The 14,700-nt window shown below is 45.7% G+C and carries 11 protein-coding genes; 5 read left to right on the forward strand and 6 right to left on the reverse strand.

Annotated elements, in window-relative coordinates; all coding sequences use genetic code 11:
• Window positions 1-29: 29 nt before the first annotated feature.
• The 6 genes from LZZ85_RS07380 to LZZ85_RS07405 all read right to left on the reverse strand — a co-directional run bounded on the left by LZZ85_RS07380 (window position 30) and on the right by LZZ85_RS07405 (window position 8,665).
• The gene (locus LZZ85_RS07380) at window positions 30-1,208 is read right to left on the reverse strand and encodes a cysteine desulfurase family protein (protein WP_237870177.1); all 1,179 of its coding nucleotides are present in this window, start codon (window positions 1,206-1,208) and stop codon (window positions 30-32) included.
• Between the two features lie 7 nt (window positions 1,209-1,215).
• Window positions 1,216-3,438 (reverse strand): xanthine dehydrogenase family protein molybdopterin-binding subunit, encoded by a 2,223-nt coding sequence (locus LZZ85_RS07385; protein ID WP_237870179.1) that lies wholly within the window; start codon window positions 3,436-3,438, stop codon window positions 1,216-1,218.
• 8 nt (window positions 3,439-3,446) lie between these two features.
• A complete protein-coding gene (locus tag LZZ85_RS07390) occupies window positions 3,447-4,424 on the reverse strand; it encodes an FAD binding domain-containing protein (RefSeq protein ID WP_237870181.1) in 978 nt (325 codons plus the stop codon).
• Window positions 4,421-5,008 (reverse strand): (2Fe-2S)-binding protein, encoded by a 588-nt coding sequence (locus tag LZZ85_RS07395; protein ID WP_237870183.1) that lies wholly within the window; start codon window positions 5,006-5,008, stop codon window positions 4,421-4,423. Before LZZ85_RS07395 ends, LZZ85_RS07390 begins: the two co-directional genes overlap by 4 nt.
• 197 nt (window positions 5,009-5,205) lie before the next feature.
• Entirely contained in the window at window positions 5,206-5,907 is a 702-nt protein-coding gene (locus LZZ85_RS07400; protein WP_237870185.1) for a RibD family protein, read from the reverse strand.
• Window positions 5,908-6,247: 340 nt separating this feature from the next.
• Window positions 6,248-8,665, reverse strand: a complete 2,418-nt coding sequence (locus LZZ85_RS07405; RefSeq protein ID WP_237870187.1) for an outer membrane beta-barrel protein — start codon at window positions 8,663-8,665, stop codon at window positions 6,248-6,250.
• A 206-nt stretch (window positions 8,666-8,871) separates the two neighbouring features.
• Between LZZ85_RS07405 and LZZ85_RS07410 the strand changes: the two genes are divergently transcribed.
• The 5 genes from LZZ85_RS07410 to LZZ85_RS07430 all read left to right on the forward strand — a co-directional run bounded on the left by LZZ85_RS07410 (window position 8,872) and on the right by LZZ85_RS07430 (window position 14,652).
• Window positions 8,872-9,927: a sensor histidine kinase gene (locus LZZ85_RS07410; protein ID WP_237870188.1), complete on the forward strand. Its 1,056-nt coding sequence runs from the start codon at window positions 8,872-8,874 to the stop codon at window positions 9,925-9,927.
• Window positions 9,924-10,619, forward strand: coding sequence for a LytR/AlgR family response regulator transcription factor (locus LZZ85_RS07415; protein ID WP_237870190.1), 696 nt, complete (start codon window positions 9,924-9,926; stop codon window positions 10,617-10,619). The genes LZZ85_RS07410 and LZZ85_RS07415 overlap by 4 nt, the downstream gene beginning before the upstream one ends.
• Window positions 10,620-10,828: 209 nt before the next feature.
• The gene (locus LZZ85_RS07420) at window positions 10,829-12,214 is read left to right on the forward strand and encodes a hypothetical protein (protein ID WP_237870192.1); all 1,386 of its coding nucleotides are present in this window, start codon (window positions 10,829-10,831) and stop codon (window positions 12,212-12,214) included.
• Window positions 12,215-12,535: 321 nt separating this feature from the next.
• Window positions 12,536-13,594 (forward strand): sensor histidine kinase, encoded by a 1,059-nt coding sequence (locus tag LZZ85_RS07425; protein ID WP_237870193.1) that lies wholly within the window; start codon window positions 12,536-12,538, stop codon window positions 13,592-13,594.
• Window positions 13,591-14,652 carry a sensor histidine kinase gene (locus LZZ85_RS07430; protein WP_237870195.1) on the forward strand — a complete coding sequence of 354 codons (1,062 nt, stop codon included), beginning with the start codon at window positions 13,591-13,593 and terminating at the stop codon, window positions 14,650-14,652. Before LZZ85_RS07425 ends, LZZ85_RS07430 begins: the two co-directional genes overlap by 4 nt.
• Window positions 14,653-14,700 lie beyond the last annotated feature (48 nt).

Here is a 14,700-nt window from a genome sequence, read left to right on the forward strand (position 1 = left end):
CTTCTGTGTTGCCGGCCAACGATTTTAAACTACCTGACCTGTAATGAGTGGGATAGTTGTTGCTTTTCCAGTGCCGCACTTGCTATAGAGCTGACAGCTTTTTCGATCTCTTCGGCTGTTGTAAATTTACCGAGACTTATCCTGATTGAGCGTAAATTTTGTTCAGTTGATAATCCCATAGCCGCCAGCACATGTGAAGGTTGCTGGATAAGTCCTGAACAGGCGCTGCCGCGACTGGCTGCGACATGTGCGGAAATGGAGAGTAGCAGCTGTTCGGCATTTCCTTCGGGCAAGCTGAAGTTGCAAACCTGGGATGATCTGTTCGGGCCTCCGTTGATGATAATTCCCGGAAGTTTTTCAGAAAGCCTTTTTTCGAACAAGTCTCTTAGCCCGGCGATGCGCAGCATTTCTGTAGTCAAATTGCTTTTACAGATCTCTGCGGCTTTTCCAAATCCGGCAATGGCGGGAGTGTTCAGTGTGCCGCTACGTAAGCCATTCTCATGTGATCCGCCGTGTTGCTGTGCCCGAAAAGACTTACGGGCTGAGAACGATCCTGAAATGAACAACGCGCCAGCACCTTTCGGTCCGTACATCTTGTGCGCGGAGAATGCCATCAGATCGATTCCTTCGGTTATAACATTTACGGGAATCTTACCAACGGCCTGGGTTGCATCACAAAAAAAAGGTATGTTATGTTTGCGCGCAATTTCGCTGATCTTTTTTACAGGGTGGATCACACCTGTTTCGTTATTGGCGAACATCAGCGCAATACAAATCGTTCTTGCCGAGATAGCGGAACTTAGTTCTGCAGGATCAAGATTTCCTTTGTGATCCACCTTCAGGTAAGTAACCCTGATTCCTTTTGTTTCAAGAAACGCACATGTATCCAGGATAGCCTTATGTTCTGTCTGGCAGGTGATAATATGATCACCCAGCCGGTGCTCTGCTTCAGCGATCCCTTTCAATGCCAGGTTGATCGCTTCGGTTGCTCCGGAAGTAAACACGATCTCGCCGGGTTTTGCGCCAATCAGTGACGACACCTGTTCGCGTGCTTCGTCAACTCCATCGCGCGCATGCCAGCCATACCAGTGATCTTTGCTGGCCGCATTACCGAAGTGATCGCTGAAATAGGGAAGCATTGCTTCCAGTACAGCCGGATCGCAGGGCGTTGTAGCATTGTAGTCAAGATATATTGGCCTGTTCTTCATTTACATCTCACGATTTAGCGAGCAGCACTTTATCCGGAGTGATCGGAAGATCACGAAGACGCTTGCCGGTTGCATGAAAGATCGCATTGGCAATAGCTGCGGCGGCACCGATAATGCCAACTTCGCCTACACCTTTTGCTCCGGACGGGTTTATATTCGGATCGATCTTATTGATGAAATCAACTTCTATGATCGGGGCATCTGCATTTACGGCGAAATGGTAACCCGCCAGATCTCCGCCAATAAAACAACCATGGGTACTATCCACCACCTGTTCTTCAGATAATGTCATTCCAATTCCTCCGACAGCGGCCCCTGAAACCTGGTTAGCTGCGGCAAGTTTGTTTACAACATAGCCAGCGTCCACTACACAGACATGCCTGTCGATCTTTACTTTTCCTGTTTTGGTGTGCACTCTGACCTTGCAGAAATGAGAAGCGCCGGAGCAGAACGCATATTTCTGTCTTTCTTCACCGGGGCCTGAGCTGGCTTCAACTTCTATTGTTTGAAGATTCTCTTTCGAGAAGATCTTGTCAAAAGAGATCAAATGATTTCCCGCCTGTTGATAAGCGATGCCGCTGTCAGACAGCACAATGCTTTCGGGTTTTGCGTCTTTATATATGGCATCCTGTAAAGAGGCATAGCCAGCGAGTTTCATTTTCAACGCGTCACAGACTGCGGCAACAGCGCCGCTGATCGTTGACAGACCGGTACTTCCTCCCTGGCTTGGCGCGGCGGGTAGATTAGAGTTGCCCAGTTTTATCCGGATCTTATCATGTGAAATGCCCAGCTCCAGGTGTGCAATATTCTGCATACCGGTACCCGTACCTGTACCAATATCTGTCATAGCAGTCTGTACCGTAATTGATCCATCTTTCTGCATAATGATCGAAGCGCTTGCTTTACTTCTGCCGGCAAACCACATTCCGTTTGCCACGCCATAGCCGATCATCCATTCGCCTTCTTTCGTTTGTGCGGGGAGGGGGTTGCGGCTTTTCCAGTTGATCATCTCGGCGCCTTTTGTCATGCACTCGTTCAGAAAGTTCGTCGACCAGGGTTTACCTGTATCGGGGTCATTGATCACTGCAAGATTATCCAGGCGCAGTTGAAGCGGGTCTTTCTTTATATCATAGCTGAGTTCGTCAATGGCTGATTCCAGTGCGAAAGCACCAGTGCAGTCGCCCGGACCCCGCATCCATGTTGGCGCGCCGAGATTCAGCGGAACGGTTGCTGATTCAGTTTTCAGGTTGCCAAAGTTGTAAACCAGCCTGGAAATGCGCGTGATTCCTTCGCCATAATTGTCAAATACGGAAGTGCCATGTTTGGCCTGGTGAAGTATGCCAAGGAATTTTCCGTTTGCATCGGCGCCGATCCTGACGTTCTGCCAGGACTGAGGACGGTATCCTACAAGCGTGAACATCTGAGGTCTTGTAAGCATCAGTTTTACCGGTCGATTGACCTGCTTTGCAGCCATGATCGCCAGCGGAACATTGCTCCAGACCTTCAGGCCTGACCCGAATCCGCCACCGACATATTCGCTGAAGACCTCGATATTGGCTGGGGGAATGTCGAACAAGCGGGAGATCGTCTGCTGAACATTGTTCACTCCCTGGTTTTTATCGTACAGTTTTAATTTCTTATCTCCGTCCCATACTGCAATGGTCGCATGCATTTCCATTGGATTATGGACCTGGTTGCGGATGGTATAGGCCTGCTCCCTGATATGCGGCGCATTGCTCCAGGCGTCCATAGAACCGCGTTCTTTTCCTGTTGCAGCGATGGGCACAGTTGCATGCTCTTTATCAAAATCAACCTTAGCCTGATCGGTCTTATAGGAGACCGTTACAAGTGATGCCGCATAGTTGGCGTCTTCAAGTGTTTCGGCAATTACCAATGCCACAGGTTGGCCGCGAAAAAATATTTTGTTCGTATGAAGTACAGGCAGGCTGAAACCAGCTCTTTTTGCTTTGGCTTCATCTGCGAATGCGGGGATCTGCGGGCGATTCCGGTGAGTCAATACATCAAGAACGCCTTCAATATCTTTAGCATTATCTGTATTGATATCTACGATCTCACCGGCAGCAATGGTGCTTCCGACGAGTACTGCATAGCAAACGTTCTCCAGCTTGTATTCCGCAGCATATTTGCCACTGCCGGTCACTTTGTAGAAACCTTCCACCCGTCCTTCCGGTACTTTTTTGGGTTCGTGCTTACGTTTAAAAAATCCCATAGAATAGATTAAGCGGTTAGACAATTTTGAAGAGCTACTTCGATCGCGCCCTTTAACATCGGCACTTTGAATTCGTTGCCGTTCAAGGGATGCGTCTCTCTTGCGATGATCTCTGCAGCTTGTTTGAAGTTGCTCAGGTCGGCTGTTTTTCCTTTCAGGAATTTTTCCGCCTCATACCATCTCCATGGTTTATGCGCAACGCCACCTGAAGCAAGCCGGGCCTCTACAATGCGATTGCCATTCAATTGTAAAGCTGCGGCAACAGAGACCAGTGCAAACGCATAAGATTCACGATCTCTCAGTTTCAGATAGCTGCAGTTTTTATTAAAAGGGTTGGATGGAATTTCAATGGCCGTGATGATCGCATTTGCCGGAAGGTTATTGTCCTTTTCAGGATTTGTGCCTGGCAGCTTATGAAAGTCTTTGAAAGGAATGCTGGTTTCCTTATTGTCTTTTCCGTTGATGATCACTCTGGCGTCCAGTGCTGATAGAGCGATACAAAGATCGGAGGGATGAACGGCTACGCACTGTGGGTTGTGCCCAACGATCGCGGCCATTCTTGTTTCTCCTTTCAGTGCGCCGCATCCACTTCCGGCTTTACGTTTATTGCAGGGAAGTGATGTGTCGTAGAAGTAAGGGCATCTGGTCCGCTGCAATAGATTGCCTGCCATAGATGCCATATTCCTGATCTGTGGTGAAGCGCCTTTCAGGATTGCGTGAGACACAAGCGGGAATTTTGACAGGATCAATTCATTTGCTGCCGCTGCACTGTTACGCACATTTGCCCCGATCCGAATACCACCCGCCGTGGATTCAATTTTTTCGGATAATACTGAATTGATATCCAGCAACCTGTCTGGCTGCGAGATATGTTTTTTCATCAGATCAAGCAGGTTCGTCCCGCCTGCTAAAAATTGCGCTGATTCCTTTTTACCGGAAACAGCCTGGCCGATCGTGGTTGGTTTCTGGAGTGTGAATGGTCTCATTTCGCAACTTTTTGAATGGATTGAACAATACCGTTATATGCGCCGCAGCGGCAAAGGTTGCCGCTCATAAATTCTTTGATCTCTTCCACAGAGTGAGTGTGGCCCTCATTCACGCAGCCAACCGCAGACATGATCTGCCCGGGGGTGCAATAACCGCACTGGAAACCATCACACTCAATAAAGGCCTGCTGCATCGGGTGAAGTTCGCTACCCTGGGAAAGCCCTTCTATGGTCGTTACTTCCTTACCCTGTACAGTTGCCGCGAGGGTTAAACAGCTCAATACCCGCTGACCGTTCACATGCACGGTGCACGCGCCGCATTGGCCGTGATCACAGCCTTTTTTTGTACCGGTAAGATCGAGTTGCTCACGAACCAGGTCAAGGAGGGTTGTGCGGGTATCAACCGTAAGGTTATACTTCGCTTTATTAATGCTGAGTTTAATGGCCATCTTTTCCTTAAGCGGAATGACCAGTTTCTTTACGTTGTTGTAAAATGCCTTCACGCCCACAGGTATGAACGCAAGTGTAGCAGCCATGGCAGAGGTAGAAAGGAAAAATCTTCTGCTGTACTTCTGTTTTTCCATAAAATGTGGTTATGTGGATCAGTAAAACGCGACGTAATGAAGTTAGCATAAACTTCTCCAACTCATCCGCAAAGATTTGTCCAGAAATGGCGAAAGCGTACTAACAATTCAGTTAGAACCCGCACCGGCGTAGAAAAAAAGTGTTCTGCATGAATATCGGCGAGCGGTCTCTGCAGCACAGTAGGCCGCGCCTGTACTTACGCGATGGCTGTCTTATATTTCAGCCACAGGATATCGTCCGGTAATTTCTTGATCTCTTCTAATTTAAACAAGGTTGAGTCATTTTTCTTTTTCGGGATCTCAAACACACTTGAATTTTCCGCAGAACCGTCCACGATCGGGAGAAGCAACTGATTGAATTCATCAACGAGCCCTTCATTCAGAAAACTGCCATTAAGCAGACCTCCTCCTTCAAGCATCAGCTTTTCAATTCCGAAAAGTGTGTACAGCTTTTTTGTCGCTGTATGGAGGTCTATTCCGGACTTTCCGGCAAAAATGTAGGACACTCCGATATCCTGCAGGTTGGCGAGATATGCGTCGCTGGCTTCTTCTGTCAGAACGGTGATGACATGATCCCCCTGCATGGTTGATCTGTGCCAGCCCAGTTTCGCCTTCGGATCTACGGCAATTGCAAAGGAGGTTGCAGCCGGATCGGCAACAAAATCAGTCCGGGGAACAGGCGGTGCTCCTTCTTTCAATACAGGTTCTGCACCTTTTGTGAAATCTCTTTCCATCGTCTTCCGCCCAACGATCCATGCGTTGATCCCGATCTCTTCATGTATTTCTTCGAAACTTTTGGACAAACGTTGCACCGTATCACTATCTCCCCATTTGTCCGCAAGGATCTTTCCGTCGAGGGAGGTCATCATGAGACAGATGATATAGGGTCTTTGCTGCATTGCAAAAATATTTATGCGGGTTAGGAATTACTATCCAATGTCATTCAGTTGAGAATTCCCCGCGAAAGTTTATTAGATGGACGATGGCCGCACCGGGGTGGAAGCTATTGCTACCAGCCGGTATAGATTACTGTCTCTAATAGGTCTTCTTATTTTCAGACATCGGCCATCGAAACACTGAAGGAAGATCTCTTAACTAAGCGACACTGGATTACAATCCGAAGTTCTTATTTTTTTATGGGTGATCAGTAAATAAGCCGGCTAAGTTTTTTGTTAGTGTTGATTTAGACAACACTTAAGACGAAAACGGCAAAATGCAGGAAGCGTTTCGCCGTTTTTATTAGTTAATATCCTGTTTTGTATCGTCCACCGCTATTCCCTTTTTTCTGGAAGTTGTTTCGTTTAGCTTACCGAAATTGAATCGTAAGCCAACGGAGAATGCGCGCATTGGCCGGAAGGTGCTGATTTGTTGCCGGAAGCTTGCAGACGCAAACTCATTATCCGTCTTCCAGTATTTATTGAACAGGTTAAGCAGTGCGACACTTAGCATCAGTTTCTTTTTATAGATCCAGTAAGAGCTTCCAATGTTGTAAAAAAGGTAGTCGCCATTTTGACCTTGCAGCTGAACCGGAGCCATACTATAGTTGATATTGCTGAACAGATCTGTTTTGCCGGAAAGGTGATAGCTGATTGAGGCGTTTGCAGAGCCGTACCAGCCGCTTCTGTGTTCCGTTTTTATTGCCGCATTCTTTATCGCTGCATAATTCAGATTAGATGAAACTGTCATCGATAATTTTTGACTGATATTATAGGACAGATATCCGTTCAAGCCAAAAAGGTCTGTCTGTCCGATGTTCTCGTATGTTTGTGCTGATATACCGGTACTTTCATCGAACGTGATGAACCGCTGTATGCCGGATCTTACGAATGAGGCGTTTGCGGCGATGCTGTAGGTGATCTTTTGAGTGAAAGAAGCGACGGACACTTCAATGTTGTTTGCAAATTCAGGTCTTAACCGTTCATTGCCGAAGGTGATGAAAAGAGGATCACGGTTGTCGCGGAAAGGATTTAAAAAGCCAAGACCGGGACGTGCCATCCGCCTGTTCCAGGCAAGCGAAAGGCGCTTGCCATTCTTTAATGTTTTATTTAATGATATGCTCGGAAGGAATGAATAATAATCCTGTTCTACTTTTGTATTGTTTGAAACGAAATTGCCGTTGACCGTCGTCTTCTCCAACCGTCCACCTGCTTTGACCATGAGCTTCTTTTCTGAAATTGAATAAGTGTAAACGGCATATATACCGCCAACATTCTGCGTATACTTCAACTGATTTGAATTGTTAGGATCAGAAAGGTATGGATCACTATGAAATTTTTTAACATTACTAATATAGGCGGAGCTTACTTCACGGAAGATGCCTCTGAGACCTGCTTCGATTTTTGAACGGCGGGCAAACGAAACAGTATAATCTGCCTGTACGGTGGTTTGAATGTTCTTCGCACGGGAAATATTTTCGAGGAAACGATCATCTGAAGCGGAGTTATACTGGTCGCTGTTGACAATAGCTATTGTTTTTCTGAATTGCCTGTTTGCATTCAGTGATACAGATCGTCCTGGTTTTTTTAATTTCCTGAGATAATCAAACCCGATCTCCCCGCCGGGAAAGTCGCTGTTTTCTTTTGTCTCGAAATAGCTTTGCTGAATTAGGGTTCCTGCAGGATCATAGGTATAGATATGGCTGCGTTGTTTCGGTTCGTTGCCACCATTGCTCAACCGGCCATACAGGCTGATAGTTTGCAAGGAATCTATATCGTAGGCTAATTCAAGGTTGCCGCCCGAATTATAACCTGCATGTCTTCCCGTATCAGCGAAATAGCGGCGGGAGAACTGGGATGAATTTGTCAATGCTGTATATTCCTGCGTACCATGAGTATTAAATCCCAGATTCCTCGCGTAGTAAAAAAAAGAAGTAATGCCGAGCTTTCCATATTTAAGATTGAAGCTGGCATTCGGGTTAACCTGCCCGATGGTGTTATAGTTGAAACTTGCGTGACCATTGTAGCCAGCAACTTTTTTCTTTGTGATGATATTGATCAGCCCGGTGAGTCCTTCCCCTTCATACTTCGCGGATGGGTTCGTGATCACTTCGATCCTGCTGATCGTATTTGCAGGAAAGGACTTCAGTACTTCGCCGGCATTGGAAGCAAACATGGAAGTTTGTTTGCCATTCAATAAGATCTGAAAACTCGTTTGCCCCTTAAGATACACACCACCGTTTCCGTCCACGCTCACGAAGGGAAGTTTTGCCAGTGCTTCTGATGCAGAACGTCCCTGCAGGGAAAGGTCCAGTTCCACATTGTAAGCGATGCGGTCTTCATTGGCCTCGATCAACGGCTTTGTTGCCGTCACTGTCACCCCTGATAGTTCCCTTACATTTCTCGTCAGCAGAACCGTTCGTGTTACTGTTTTTTTTTGATCTGTATCTATCAGGAAGGACCCGGTGGAAGCATTTAGAAATCCAACTGAAGCTGCGGATATGAAATATTCGCCGGAGACAATTCCCGTGAAAGCAGCGTTGCCGGATGAATCTGTAAGACTGTTCTTCAGGATAGTTCTTGTATCAGCTTTATGGAGAGAAACCGTTGCTTTTGATACAGGAGTTTCAAGGCTGTCAAGAACTTTGACGATGATGGCTGTCTGTGCTTCTCCAACAATGGAAATGGCCGTTAATAACAAAAGGATGATGAGTAAACGCATTAGCAGGTATTTGCTGTCGAAAGTATTTCCCTGTGGCGCGCGGATCATTTATTTTCTGCAAACGCCCCTTATCGTACTACGAAGTCTGACGTATGTCGGTGGGAGAAGTGGTGTTTGCAGAGTATCCAGGCAGGTTGATAGTATAAAAAGGGCTGTTCATTGTCCGAACGGCCCTTGCGGGGCTTTTTCGTTATTTTGGTGCGCAAATGACGAAAAAAGCACTGATCGGCGTACACCTGGCGTATTGGTTTTACTTTATGATAGTGACCGAATTCGCTAATAACCTTGCCTATAAGAACAGGTGGTTCGCTCTTTCTGATAATATCGGTTTGCTGTTTATAAGTAACCTGGTGATCTTTGGCTTTATATTTTATTTCAATTACCTGGTCCTTCTTCCCCGATTTTTTAAACGCAGAAAATTCCTTCAACTGATCCTGTCCTGGATCTTGTTGTCAATAAGTTTTGTAGGGCTCCGATACTTTTTCCAGGAATATCTGTTCTTAAAATATTTCAATACCTGTAATTTCTGCTACACAGATTACGGCAGGACATGGCCTATTTATGCCGTAAATAATTTCTTCCAGGGGTTGAGTAGTTTTATAATGGCGGGAACGATCATCTGGTTTGCGGATGACTGGTTGAGATCGGAGAAGCAGAAAATGAGATTGCAGAAAGAAAAGGTGGAAGCGGAGCGCGCATTTCTTCAAGCGCAGGTCAGTCCGCATTTTCTTTTTAACAGCCTGAATAATATATATTCGATGGTGTATCATGGGTCGGAGGATTCTTTGCCTGCCATTCAAAAACTTTCAGGTATGATGCGGTACATCATTTCGGAAAGCCATTCTGTATGGATCGATCTTACAAAAGAGCTTCTCTATCTTGATGATTATATACAGCTCCAGAAATACCGCATCAAAGATGCAGCCATTCAATATACGATAATGGGTGATCCCGCCAGCAAAGTAATTGCGCCGCTTATACTGATCTCGTTTGTTGAAAATGCATTCAAACACGGGATCGTTACGGACCAGGCAAACCCCGTCGTGATCAGGATGGAAATAATGAACGACAGCCTTAAGTTTTATATCGCAAATAAGATCAACCCGGACTCAAAAGATAGCGTATCCGGGATCGGGTTGAAAAATGTTGAAAGCCGCCTTGGTCTCCAGTATCCCGGGACGCACTCACTGGCGGTAAAAACGGAGAATGGTATTTTTGAAGCCAGTTTATCCATTGATTCACTAAAAGAGCAGCAATTATGATCAGATGTTTACTGGTTGATGATGAACCCTGGGCGCTTGAATTGCTGACGAGTTATATCTCGCGTTTGCCTTCTCTTGAACTTGTTGCAGCAACAACAAAGCCATTGGAGGCGTTGATGCTTGCAAACCCCGAGAAAACCGACCTGATCTTTTTGGATATTCAAATGCCTGAACTGAACGGCATTAAATTTATGCAGGCAGTCAATCAGCAGTGTAAGGTGATCATTACTTCTGCTTATGCTGAATATGCCGTAGAGGGGTTTGAACACAATGTAACGGATTATCTCCTGAAGCCGATCTCCTTTGAACGGTTTTGCAAGGCTGTTCAAAAGGCTGCCGGGCAGTTGTCTCTTCCGGAAACCACGAATACAGCTTCCCATATTTTTGTGAAAACAGACAATAAGCTGGTGAAGGTGGATTTTGATGAGATCCTTTACCTTGAAGGAGCGCGTGATTATGTATTTATACATACCAGGAAGGATAAGCTCATTACACTCGATAGCCTGAAGAATCTGGAAGATGTATTGCCTTCTTCACTTTTTGCAAGGATCCATAAGTCGTTTATAGTGGCAGTGGATAAGATAGATGCTATCGAGAAGAGCCGCGTTGTGATAGGCGAGCATTTTCTGCCGATAGGAGAAATCCATAAAAGTGAGTTCCTCGCATCGATCAACAAAAGCAGGAATAGTTAAGATCAACGGCATTTTAGCTTTTAGCGCTCATCGGGGCGGGTCTTGCAAGGCTTGATACTCCACTCGCCGGTAGCGCTTTCCAACCTCAACGGTTTCAAATGCCCCTCCTTAGCGATCCTAACGGGCAGCTCACTCAATGTCTATAAATCCCTTGAAAGAGGGATTTTCCGCTGGACGGCAATCTTCTATTTTTATTCAAACATCTCGGCATGAAAAGTATCCTGTCTCTTTTCGTTTCAATGACATTGGTCTCTGCATGCTTTTCGCAGCAGGAAACGTTTAGTTTGGTCACCTATACCATACCTTCCGGATGGCAGAAGGATGCCAAACAGAACTTTGTATCGTTCTCATCCTCTGATAAGAAAAAACGGACATGGTGCCAGATCGGTGTGTATAAAGAAACAGCATCCAAGGGGTCGATCGATGCGGACTTTGAAAGTGAGTGGAATGAGATCGTGAAACCTATGGGGGCAGCAAACCCGCCGCAGACTTCTGAGGCACAGGAATTCGATGGCTGGAAGATGAAAAGCGGTTTCGGGACGTTTAGTTTCAACGGCAGCAATGCTTCCTCTTCACTGACTGTCTTCAGCGGTTATAATGTTTGTCTGAGTGTGATCGGTAATACAAACAGCGCGGATTATCTCCCCGCGATCCAGGATTTTTTATCAGGCTTGAAATTGTCCAGACCGGAGACTACACAGCCGGTGCAGGAGATTGTTCCGGTTACCCAGGTTCCGGAGAATACGCCGGCTTTTAAGGATAGGTTTGCTTTTAACACAACTAATTTTGATGATGGCTGGGTCAGTGCGGTGCAGGCGGATTGGGTAAGTGTGACGAAAGGGAAGGTAAAAGTATTGTTGCACTACCCCAAAGACGGAACGATCTTTCCGGCTGATCCGGGACCGATGACGGATGCTGCGTGGAATATTCTTGTTGCTCCGCGGTACAGTCATCTTCAACAATATAAAACTTCGTATGTCAATACGTATAATCGTCCTTACCTTGGAATGGGCTATCTGACGGATAACAGCACACAGCAAAAGGTGTTTGTTGTGTTGTTCCATCAAAGCGCGGGTTGGATTGAAGTGGTATCGCCGGATAAGAACACATTTATTCAGTATTTCAATTTTGATCCTGAGGTGATCAGATGGGACAGCGATCCGGATGTTCTAAAAACGCTGGATGGTATGATCAGCCGCAACCGGTTTGCTGTAGCTGCATCAGATCTGAATGGTACGGGCAAATGGGATAATCGCTTTTCAAGCAATACTTTTTACTCCAACTACTACACCGGTGCCTATGCGGGAATGAGTACGTATTCCTCGTCACAATGGTTTGTTTTCGGGAATAGCCAAACATTCACCTGGGAGCTCATTGCTGCGAATTCTATGGGCGGTGTAACGAAAGCCGCCGGTGCAAAAGGCGGTGGAAAATTTACAGTCGTTAACAACTGGCAGCTTTCTTTTAATAAGATCGAGGGCAAGGAAAAATTGTATGACGTTTATTTTTCAGCAATAAAAGACGGCCGGGTCTTATTTATGAATGATGCAAAATACCCGGGTTCAGGCATATTCACCGGTTATACCAGGAAGTGATTTTTGAGTGGAATTGACCCATGATCTCACCAGGACCGCGCACTATTCTTCCCGATTTACCGGAAAACCCGGGCAGGAGGAACAGACATAGACGTGCCTGGAAAAAATTGAGTGACGGTTATTGTTTTGATCAACGAGGCATTGTCATGTACCGCTTGTAAGACCTGCTTTGTACGGATGCAGCGCCTGCTTTATTCAGCCATGGTCAGGCCAGGCAATTCATTATATATATTCCTCAATTCCTGCATTAAAAAAAGCATCTGGGCTGTTCTGCTCCTACGGATTTTTATTATGAGCTATTTTGTAGGCTGAGCAGGATGTATGAAATGGAACCTACCCCGATATAGTGCAAAGGATCACCTGATATTGTCTTTTTTTGTGGGTCCGTTTACGATCAGCATTAACAGCCTTTTGCTCGGCTCCCGCTATTTTTCTGACTGGTCGGTATTCTTTCTTGCAACGGTTGTGGCAGCTGCGGATTTTTCGATAGGGTTTATCATTTGCCTTATGATCGGCGTATGGCTGAGGCGGCTATTCAAAGGGGAAGAAGGCATTGGCGTACGTTTGCTGCTGATGATCTTTGTTTTCCTGATCATGACGATCGTGTTCCTCCTGATCCTTTTTTACGGATATGAATGGATCCCTTTTTTCCATTACCAATTTGATGATCTATCGTTTGCCTGGGCCTGTATCGGCACCGGGATCTATGTCGTTTTCATTACGTTCCTAATCGAAGGTCTTGCACGTTATGAGATCTGGAAGAATAAGATGAAGGAAAATGAACAGCTAAGCCGAATGAACCGTCAAAGCAGGCTTCAGGGGTTGAAAAGCCAGGTGAACCCTCATTTTTTGTTCAACAGTCTGAACTCTCTCTCCAGTCTGATCGATACGGATGAAGATAGCGCCGAGAAGTTTCTTGATGAGATGAGTAAAGTGTATCGATATATGCTGCGCACGGAAGAAGAGTCGCTCGTGTCCCTGGCTGCTGAACTGAATTTTATCGGGTCTTATTATTACTTGTTAAAGGAAAGATATGGGGACGGACTGCTGGTTGAGATCGATGTTCTTCCTGCTGATCTGGATAAATGCCTCCCTCCATTAACACTGCAAACCATCGTTGAAAATGCATTTACACAGAACGTGATGATGAAAGATCAGCCGCTGATGATCAGGATCGGAAGGGATCAGGAAGGGCTTGTGATCCGAAATAACGTTCAGCCCAAGACCATTACAGAAGACCAGGATGTTGAATCGGGGATCGATAATCTTGTGACAAGGTATTCATTGCTTCATCAGGCGCAGATCAGGATCCTGGATAGCAGGAATGAAAGAGAAGTAAAAGTGCCATTGTTCAAGCCTCAAAAATCAGCTGCATTATGATCGTGAAGGCAATTCCCCGGTTGAAGATCTACTCGTTCCTCTTTTCCATGCCGATCATTGACGTTGCTATTAACCAGATCCTTTACCGCGAACGACTATGGAGTGAATGGGAGATCTGGGTGATCTCTTTTCCGCTTGTCTTCCTGCTCGGCTGTTTTTCCTGGCTGATGCGTATTACCGCTTCCGCGGCTGCGGAACGCAGGTATCCCGAACTTAACCAAACATGGAAGCGTTTACGTTCGAAGATGTTGGTGTGCTGTATCTCGATGGTGACTTCTGTTATCACTGTCCTTGCGGTTTACAGTCTGTTCAATATCCTGGAATATTCTTTCAGGTTCTCTGATATCTGGCAAGGTGCAATTCTAGCCTTCTGTGTGAATGTTATTTTTGAAACGTTGTATGACGCGGAATATGCCATCAGCAAATACAGGCAGGCCGAGGAAGAAAAAGAATTACTAAGGCAGCAATCATTTACCGCAGAGTTTGATTCATTGAAGAACCAGGTAAATCCCCACTTTCTTTTTAATTGTTTTAATACAGTCTCATCACTCATCCGTGAGGATAAGGTGACAGCCATTCAATTCCTGGATGAACTGAGCAAGGTTTACCGTTATCTGCTAAAAAATAACGAAGAGGGTATAAGTACCGTTGCCGCTGAAATGCGTTTTGTTCATTCGTATTTTCAATTGCTGCAAACCCGTTATGGGGAAGCCGTAAGTCTCAGTGTTCAAACTGATCCTGATTTCGATCAGTTCCTTTTACCCTCACTGAGCTTACAACTGTTGATAGAAAATGCAGTAAAGCACAACATCCTTTCACGCGCCGCTCCATTACAGATAGAGATCTTTATAGCTGCCGGAAATCCCTGCCTCGTGGTAAGAAATAATATCCAGCGCAGGCATGTAAAAGCGCCGAGCAACAGGATCGGTTTACGAAATATCCAACTGAAGTATGAGTTGTTAAACCATGAAGGATTTTCCATTCACCAGGGCGAAGAATATTTTTCAGTAAATCTTCCTTTGATAAATCCTTACGGGGAAACAATTAAAGCCCCATAGCAACAATCACCTATCTCATTTACTTCGTTATTTTTTTTATTTTATCTC

Origin of the sequence: Terrimonas ginsenosidimutans, from assembly GCF_022012415.1 — a bacterium.
In the GTDB taxonomy this organism is placed as follows: Bacteria; Bacteroidota; Bacteroidia; order Chitinophagales; family Chitinophagaceae; genus Terrimonas_A; species Terrimonas_A ginsenosidimutans.

Bases quoted from the DNA above. Each gene is read 5' to 3' on its own strand.
- LZZ85_RS07380 (WP_237870177.1), bottom strand. From the start codon at position 1,208: ATGAAGAACAGGCCAATATATCTTGACTACAATGCTACAACGCCCTGC.
- LZZ85_RS07385 (WP_237870179.1), bottom strand. From the start codon at position 3,438: ATGGGATTTTTTAAACGTAAGCACGAACCCAAAAAAGTACCGGAAGGA.
- LZZ85_RS07390 (WP_237870181.1), bottom strand. From the start codon at position 4,424: ATGAGACCATTCACACTCCAGAAACCAACCACGATCGGCCAGGCTGTT.
- LZZ85_RS07395 (WP_237870183.1), bottom strand. From the start codon at position 5,008: ATGGAAAAACAGAAGTACAGCAGAAGATTTTTCCTTTCTACCTCTGCC.
- LZZ85_RS07400 (WP_237870185.1), bottom strand. From the start codon at position 5,907: ATGCAGCAAAGACCCTATATCATCTGTCTCATGATGACCTCCCTCGAC.
- LZZ85_RS07405 (WP_237870187.1), bottom strand. From the start codon at position 8,665: ATGCGTTTACTCATCATCCTTTTGTTATTAACGGCCATTTCCATTGTT.
- LZZ85_RS07410 (WP_237870188.1), top strand. From the start codon at position 8,872: ATGACGAAAAAAGCACTGATCGGCGTACACCTGGCGTATTGGTTTTAC.
- LZZ85_RS07415 (WP_237870190.1), top strand. From the start codon at position 9,924: ATGATCAGATGTTTACTGGTTGATGATGAACCCTGGGCGCTTGAATTG.
- LZZ85_RS07420 (WP_237870192.1), top strand. From the start codon at position 10,829: ATGAAAAGTATCCTGTCTCTTTTCGTTTCAATGACATTGGTCTCTGCA.
- LZZ85_RS07425 (WP_237870193.1), top strand. From the start codon at position 12,536: ATGAAATGGAACCTACCCCGATATAGTGCAAAGGATCACCTGATATTG.
- LZZ85_RS07430 (WP_237870195.1), top strand. From the start codon at position 13,591: ATGATCGTGAAGGCAATTCCCCGGTTGAAGATCTACTCGTTCCTCTTT.